The sequence below is a fragment of the Pseudomonas sp. genome, from assembly GCF_026224925.1.
Taxonomy (GTDB): Bacteria; Pseudomonadota; Gammaproteobacteria; order Pseudomonadales; family Pseudomonadaceae; genus Aquipseudomonas.
In genome coordinates, this window is sequence record NZ_JAMFRV010000630.1 from 1 (window position 1) to 6,729 (window position 6,729).

A 6,729-nucleotide genomic window follows, 5' to 3' on the forward strand; every position below is an offset into this window, starting at 1 on the left:
ACTCACATCCAGGCTGTGTTCGAGCTGACGGATCTGCTGTGAAAGCGCGGGTTGCGATAACGATAGGCGCTCCGCTGCGCGCCCGACATGGCCTTCTTCGTACACGGCGACAAAATAACGCAGCTGTCTAAAATCCATAAGAAAAACTTATCGAAAGTGTTAGTAAATCGAAATGGCGGTAGCCACCGAGGAGGGCTTAGTCTAGTCCCATTCCTCAGGGCTTACAGGGCCAGAAATTTCGATGAAGAGCATATCTGTCGACGGTATATTCATAGGTAAAGCAAAAAACCTCGGACACGGATTGGTCATTGACATCGATAAGCAAAGGTTGGAGCGCCGTACGTGGCTGTGGCCACAAGGTTTGGGCACCGATGAACACGGTGATCCACGCTTTCATACCGGCCCTGAACGAGCCCTGCATCACTACCCCGCTGAACATTACGCCTACTGGAGCACGCTCTATCCGCACATCGATTGGACCGCTCCGGCGTTTGGCGAAAACCTCTCGACCCATGGCATTACCGAAGAGCAGGCCTGTCTCGGCGATATTTTTCGCTGGGGCGACGCATTGCTGCAGATCAGCCAGCCGCGTTCCCCATGCTATCGCTTAACCCATCGCTGGGGTCTGGAAAACATGCCGCAAGAGGCGCAAGACAGTGGCCGCTGCGGTTGGTTTTATCGAGTGCTAAAGCCGGGTTATGTCAGTGGCAGCGATCCATTTGAATTAGTGCAGCGCAGCTACCCGGGTTTGACCGTGGCTTGGGCCTTGCACAGCTTTTTCCTTGAGCCGCTGGAGCATTCGAGCCTGAAGGAACTGGTGGATTGCCCTGCGCTGTCATCGCGCTGGCGTGACATTGCGCTCAAGCGCCTGCGCACCGGCAAGATCGAGGATTGGTCGGACCGTTTGCTTGGGTTGCCGCTGGAAGGGCTGCGCGCATGAACTTGCTCAAGCTGCTGTTCAATCGACAAGTGCGCACCAATGCCGAGCGCGACGCACTCAGCGGCGACGACTTCGCCGGGTTTAGCCTCGCCGAACTGCTGCGCCGGAGCCCAAGCCACGATCAAGTGCACATCGTAGATACAGGCGCGCAAGCACGGGAAGTTGCTATCAGGCTCACGCGTAAGTGGGGCCAGCAGCACCGGCATGGCGCGTTTGGAGTCGTTTCAACCTGCGTCAGCGGCCCAAGCTCATTGAGTGTGCCGTTCAATGACCTGGCGGCGCTGCACGCTGCAGTCGATGCACACACCGTTGCGATTATTCTGGAGCCGAGGCGCGGCAGCGATGCTGATCTGGTAGCAACGCGCGCTTATTTTCAGGGCGCCGCGCAACTGTGCCGTGAATTGAAAATTTTGCTAGTGCTCGATGAGACCGCAAGCCATCTTGGTCATCGAGAGACATTACTGTGCGAAGACCTTTGTGGGATTCGTGCCGACATCGTTGTATTTGGTGGTGTGGTCGAAGATGGCAGGTCGGTGGCCGCGGTTCTGGCTCGCGGCAGTAGCGTTTCAGGCAAGCGTTCACCTGCGACGATCTCTGAAAATTGGGGCGCTGTCGCGGCGTGAAGATTAAGGCGACGTTGAACCCTGCCAAGCGCAGCGGGTCGATTAGTTGCGTGGCTGATAAAAGCCGTCTTAATCAGGAGTCGCCCCATGGATATTATCCGCATCATCATCGCTATCTTGCTGCCGCCATTGGGTGTGTTTTTACAGGTCGGCTTCGGTGGCGCGTTCTGGCTGAATATTCTGCTGACCCTGCTGGGCTACTTCCCAGGGGTCATCCACGCGGTTTATATCATCGCCAAGCGTGAGTGAACTTAGGGTATCCGGCTAGCCACATCAGCTATCCATCACCCGCTGATAAAACTTCCACTCTTGCTCTAACGCGTGCGCCTGGTTGCTGGCTTTGCGGAAACCATGGCGTTCGTCCGGGTAGAAATGGCCTTCGGCCGCAATGCCGTTGTCCAGCAGTGCGTTGAGCATGCTGCGGGTTTGCTGTGGAACCACCACGGCGTCCAACTCACCTTGAAAAAATATCACCGGCACGGTGATCTGATCAGCATGCCGCAAAGGTGTGCGGGCTTTGTATCGGTCTGCGTCTTTTTCCGGATCGCCGATGAGCCAGTCGAGGTAATCGCCTTCGAATTTATGCGTCGCTCGTGCCAGCGCAATAGGGTCGCTGACGCCATACAAACTGGCCCCGGCACGAAAAACATCACGGTAGGCCAGCGCGCAGAGTGTTGTGTAGCCGCCCGCACTGCCGCCACGAATGAAGGCTTGTTCAGGATTGATCAGCTTGCGCTCGGCCAAGTAAGCAACCACCGCACAGGCGTCTTCAACGTCGACATCGCCCCAATTCAAATGCAGGGCCTGCCGATAGGCGCGGCCGTAGCCGGTGCTGCCTCGGTAATTGAGGTCGGCGACGGCGAATCCGCGCTGGCTCCAGTATTGAATACGTGGGTCGAGTACCGGGTAGCAAGCCGATGTCGGACCGCCGTGAATGAACACCACCAGCGGCGGTAGTTGTTCGCCAGTCATGGCCGGGTAAAAGAAGCCGTGAGCTTCGCCGTCACCGCTGGGATAGCGCAACGCTTGAGGGCGAGTGATGCGCTCAGCCGGTAGCGGTGCAATGCCGCCCGCCAGTACTCGTACGTCGTGATCCTTGCGGCCGATAGCAAGCACCGCTGAAGGACTAACAGCCGAGGCCGCGATGCAATAAATGAATTCGTCATCCGCCGCCAAGCTACGGAAGCGGCTGTAATCAGCGGTGAAATCTTCCAATGAGCCGTCGGCGTGACGAATACCGAGTTGACCAAACCCCTCTTCTGACCAACTGGCCAAGTACTTGCCGTCAACCAGCGGCACCCACGTGCTGCCACCCAACTGCCATGGTGCCGGAGAGTGGTCTGCCAAGGCGGCTGGCAGCGCGACAAGACCATCAGCGCTCTCGGCCCACGGCTGCCAGAAGCCGCCGCGATCAGTCAGGCAAAACAATCGGCCTTGCGCGTCAAAACACGGTTGCTGCAAAGATTCTTCAACTTCCTGCCCGGCTATACAGCGCGCCGTTGCCCATTGGCCGTCGGTTTGGCGCTCGGTGCACATCAGTTGGGTTGAGGTCCAAGGCTGATGTGGGCGTTGCCACTCAATCCAGGCCAGGCGTTGGCCATCCGGGCTGAGAGTTGGTGCAGCATAGAAGTCTGCGCCTTCGGCGAGTACGTGGCGCTGTGCGCTGGCTTTGTCGAACGTCACCAGGCGATGAACGTCGCCTTGTTCTTCCACAGCCAATATCTGCCCGTGAGCGAAGCGCACATCGCCGTAGTGGTTGTTGCCGTGGCTGATCAATTGCGGCGCAGACGCGTCGAAGCGCTGCTGATACAACTGTTGGTCGACCTCGTTGACGAACACAACCGCGTCGTCGGCCAAGCAAAACGAACCACCGCCGTATTCGTACACCCGGCTACGTACGCTGAAATCTTGCGGTGTAAGGCACTGCGTCTGGCCGTTATGCCGGCGCCAGATACGGCAGGCGGCATCTTCAGGGCGGTATTCGTTCCAGAACAACCCGGCCGCGTTGACGGCCAGTTCTGCGAAATCGACGCCAGCAGCGACCGCCTGGGCAGCGCTGAAAGTCTCAGGATTTGATGATAAGCCGGGAATTACGTTCATTGCGGAAGGCCAACTGCTCAATGGTCTGATCAGCATACTCGGCTTCTTCGCGGGCTTGAATAATCATGCCGTGATGATGAGATTTCCCACAAACGGGATCAGCATTACTAGCATCGCCCGTCAGCATAAAGGCCTGGCAGCGGCAGCCGCCGAAGTCCTTTTCTTTTTCGTCGCATGAACGACACGGCTCCGGCATCCAGTCATAACCGCGGAAACGGTTGAAGCCGAACGAGTCATACCAAATGTGCTGCATGCTGTGTTCGCGGACGTTAGGAAACTGGATCGGCATCTGCCGCGCGCCATGGCAGGGCAACGCGGTGCCGTCCGGCGTGACCGTCAGGAATACGCTACCCCAGCCGTTCATGCAGGCTTTTGGGCGTTCTTCGTAATAGTCCGGGGTGACGAAAATCAGTTTGCACGGATGGTCTTCCGCCGCCAGTTTCGCCCGGTACTCGTTGGTGACGCGTTCAGCGTTTACCAGTTGCTCGCGGGTTGGCAGCAAGCCGACCCGGTTGAGGTGTGCCCAGCCGTAAAACTGGCAGGTGGCGAGTTCGACGAAGTCCGCTTCAAGCGCAATGCATAGCTCGATAATGCGGTCGATCTTGTCGATGTTGTGCCGGTGTGTGACGAAATTCAGCACCATTGGGTAGCCGTGGGCTTTTACCGCTCGGGCCATTTCCAGCTTCTGTGCGAAGGCTTTTTTTGAGCCAGCCAGCATGTTGTTCACTTGCTCGTCGCTGGCCTGGAAACTGATTTGAATGTGGTCAAGTCCGGCTTTTTTGAAATCGACGATTTTTTGTTCGGTGAGGCCGATGCCCGAGGTGATCAGGTTGGTGTAGTACCCAAGCCGCCGCGCTTCGGCAATCAGCTCGGCCAAGTCCTGGCGTACCAGCGGTTCGCCGCCGGAAAAACCGATTTGCGCCGCGCCCATCTCACGGGCTTCGCGCATCACCTTGAACCACTGTTCGGTGGTCAGTTCCTGGCCTTGCGCGGCGAAATCCAGCGGGTTGGAGCAGTACGGGCATTGCAACGGGCAGCGGTACGTCAACTCCGCCAGCAACCACAGTGGCAAGCCGGTTTTGGGGGTTGGCGGAATATACGGGCTGCTATCAGGCAAGTTCGATCCAGCGTTCAGCACGGGCGACCTCCATAAACTGCTCGACGTCGGCGCCGAGTTCTGGAAAGCCTGGGAACAGTTGGTCCAGCGCCTCGATAATCGCTTGGACACTGCGCTCTCCATCGATCAGGCCACCGATGGCGCTGGCACTCTCATTGAGCTTGATCATGCCTTCCGGGTAGAGCAACACATGGCTATTTTGCGCCGGTTCGAACTGGAAACGATAACCCTGGCGCCAGCGTGGAGTCAGTTGTCGATCGAAGCTCATAGGGCGATCCCCTTATGCCAAACGCGTTGGTCGGTAACGCTGTGATACGGAGGGCGGTTCAACTCGTAGGCCATGCTCATGGCATCCAGCATGCTCCACAGAATGTCCAATTTGAACTGCAGAATTTCCAGCATGCGCTGCTGGCCTTCGTATGTGGTGTAGTGCTGCAGCGTGATCGTCAGGCCATGTTCCACATCACGTCGGGCCTGGCCCAGGCGAGTACGGAAATACTCGTAACCCGTTGGGTCGATCCATGGATAGTGCTGTGGCCAGCTGTCCAGGCGCGATTGGTGAATCTGCGGCGCGAACAGTTCAGTCAGCGAACTGCTGGCCGCTTCTTGCCAGTTGGCGCGGCGGGCGAAATTGACGTAGGCATCAACAGCAAATCGTACACCGGGCAAGACTAATTCCTGCGAGCGCAATTGGTCCGGGTCCAGCCCTACGGCTTGGCCCAAACGCAACCAGGCTTCAATGCCGCCATCTTCCCCGGGGGCGCCGTCGTGGTCGAGCAAGCGTTGAATCCATTCGCGACGAACTTCCCGGTCCGGGCAGTTGGCCAGAATCGCGGCGTCTTTCAGCGGAATATTGACCTGATAATAGAAGCGGTTGGCGACCCAGCCCTGAATCTGCTCACGGCTCGCGCGGCCTTCGTACATCGCCACGTGGAACGGGTGATGAATGTGGTAATAAGCACCCTTGGCGCGCAGGGCCGCTTCGAATTCGATGGGTGACAGTGCAATGGCGTCGCTCATGGGGGCTCCTAAAGCTCGATACTCATGCCGTCGTAGGCAACTTCAACGTTACGTCGGACCAACTCGGCGCGCTCCGGGGAGTCTTCATCGAGGATCGGATTGGTGTTGTTGATGTGAATAAGCACTTTGCGTTGGGTAGGCAATTGCTCAAGTACCTCAAGCATGCCGCCGGGACCGTTTTGCGCCAGATGGCCCATCTCACGACCGGTGCGGGTGCCGACGCCGCGACGCTGCATTTCGTCGTCGTCCCACATCGTGCCGTCCACTAACAGACAGTCGGCGGCGGCCATTTGCTGCATCAACGCTTCATCGACTTTGCCCAGCCCTGGGGCATAGAACAGCTTGCCGCCGGTTTTCAGGTCTTCGACGATCAAGCCAATGTTATCGCCTGGGTGCGGGTCAAAACGGTGCGGCGAATAGGGGGGGGCAGCGCTGCGCAACGGGAACGGAGTAAAGCGCAGGTTCGGGCAAGCCGGGATGACGAAACTGCCCTCCAGCTCAATACGGTTCCAGCTTAAGCCACCGTTCCAGTGGGTCAACATGGGGAATAACGGGAAGCCGGTGCTCAGGTCTTCATGAACCATGTCGGTACACCAGACTTGATGCGGGCAGCCCTCGCGCAGGCTGAGCAGACCGGTCGTGTGGTCAATCTGGCTGTCCATCAACACGATCGCGCTGATGCCGGTGTCACGCAGGGCGCGGCCCGGTTGCATGGGCGCGAAGCCCTGCAATTGCGCGCGGATGTCGGGGGAAGCGTTGCATAACACCCAATTCACGCCGTCATCGGACAGGGCAATGGAGGATTGAGTGCGCGCCTGCGCCCGCAGGCTGCCGTCGCGAAAGCCCGCGCAGTTGACGCAGTTGCAGTTCCACTGAGGGAAACCACCGCCTGCGGCGGAACCTAGAATCTGAATGTGCATTTATGCTCC

General features: G+C 58.3%; 9 protein-coding genes. 3 read left to right on the forward strand and 6 right to left on the reverse strand.

What is annotated here, in order from left to right; genetic code table 11:
* The coding region (locus M0974_RS26170; RefSeq protein WP_297843957.1) for a LysR family transcriptional regulator at nucleotides 1-138 on the reverse strand (138 nt) is incomplete at its 3' end.
* Between the two features lie 103 nt (nucleotides 139-241).
* Between M0974_RS26170 and M0974_RS26175 the strand changes: the two genes are divergently transcribed.
* The 3 genes from M0974_RS26175 (at nucleotide 242) to M0974_RS26185 (ending at nucleotide 1,812) form a co-directional block, all read left to right on the forward strand.
* A complete protein-coding gene (locus M0974_RS26175) occupies nucleotides 242-940 on the forward strand; it encodes an MOSC domain-containing protein (RefSeq protein ID WP_297843941.1) in 699 nt (232 codons plus the stop codon).
* Complete coding sequence (locus tag M0974_RS26180; RefSeq protein WP_297843944.1) at nucleotides 937-1,563, forward strand: aminotransferase class III-fold pyridoxal phosphate-dependent enzyme; 627 nt, start codon at nucleotides 937-939, stop codon at nucleotides 1,561-1,563. Before M0974_RS26175 ends, M0974_RS26180 begins: the two co-directional genes overlap by 4 nt.
* 87 nt (nucleotides 1,564-1,650) lie before the next feature.
* On the forward strand, nucleotides 1,651-1,812 hold the full coding sequence (locus tag M0974_RS26185; RefSeq protein ID WP_297843947.1) for a YqaE/Pmp3 family membrane protein: 162 nt from the start codon (nucleotides 1,651-1,653) through the stop codon (nucleotides 1,810-1,812).
* A gap of 24 nt (nucleotides 1,813-1,836) precedes the next feature.
* Here M0974_RS26185 and M0974_RS26190 read toward each other — a convergent pair whose 3' ends face one another.
* From M0974_RS26190 to pqqB, 5 genes are read right to left on the reverse strand one after another with little or no spacing between them, the layout of a single operon-like run.
* Entirely contained in the window at nucleotides 1,837-3,663 is a 1,827-nt protein-coding gene (locus M0974_RS26190) for a S9 family peptidase (RefSeq protein ID WP_297843960.1), read from the reverse strand.
* On the reverse strand, nucleotides 3,629-4,759 hold the full coding sequence (pqqE, locus tag M0974_RS26195; protein ID WP_297843962.1) for a pyrroloquinoline quinone biosynthesis protein PqqE: 1,131 nt from the start codon (nucleotides 4,757-4,759) through the stop codon (nucleotides 3,629-3,631). Before pqqE ends, M0974_RS26190 begins: the two co-directional genes overlap by 35 nt.
* Nucleotides 4,760-4,772: 13 nt before the next feature.
* Nucleotides 4,773-5,048: a pyrroloquinoline quinone biosynthesis peptide chaperone PqqD gene (pqqD, locus tag M0974_RS26200; RefSeq protein WP_297843949.1), complete on the reverse strand. Its 276-nt coding sequence runs from the start codon at nucleotides 5,046-5,048 to the stop codon at nucleotides 4,773-4,775.
* Nucleotides 5,045-5,800 carry a pyrroloquinoline-quinone synthase PqqC gene (gene pqqC / locus M0974_RS26205; protein ID WP_297843952.1) on the reverse strand — a complete coding sequence of 252 codons (756 nt, stop codon included), beginning with the start codon at nucleotides 5,798-5,800 and terminating at the stop codon, nucleotides 5,045-5,047. Before pqqC ends, pqqD begins: the two co-directional genes overlap by 4 nt.
* A gap of 8 nt (nucleotides 5,801-5,808) precedes the next feature.
* Complete coding sequence (gene pqqB / locus M0974_RS26210) at nucleotides 5,809-6,720, reverse strand: pyrroloquinoline quinone biosynthesis protein PqqB (RefSeq protein ID WP_297843954.1); 912 nt, start codon at nucleotides 6,718-6,720, stop codon at nucleotides 5,809-5,811.
* Nucleotides 6,721-6,729: the final 9 nt, after the last annotated feature.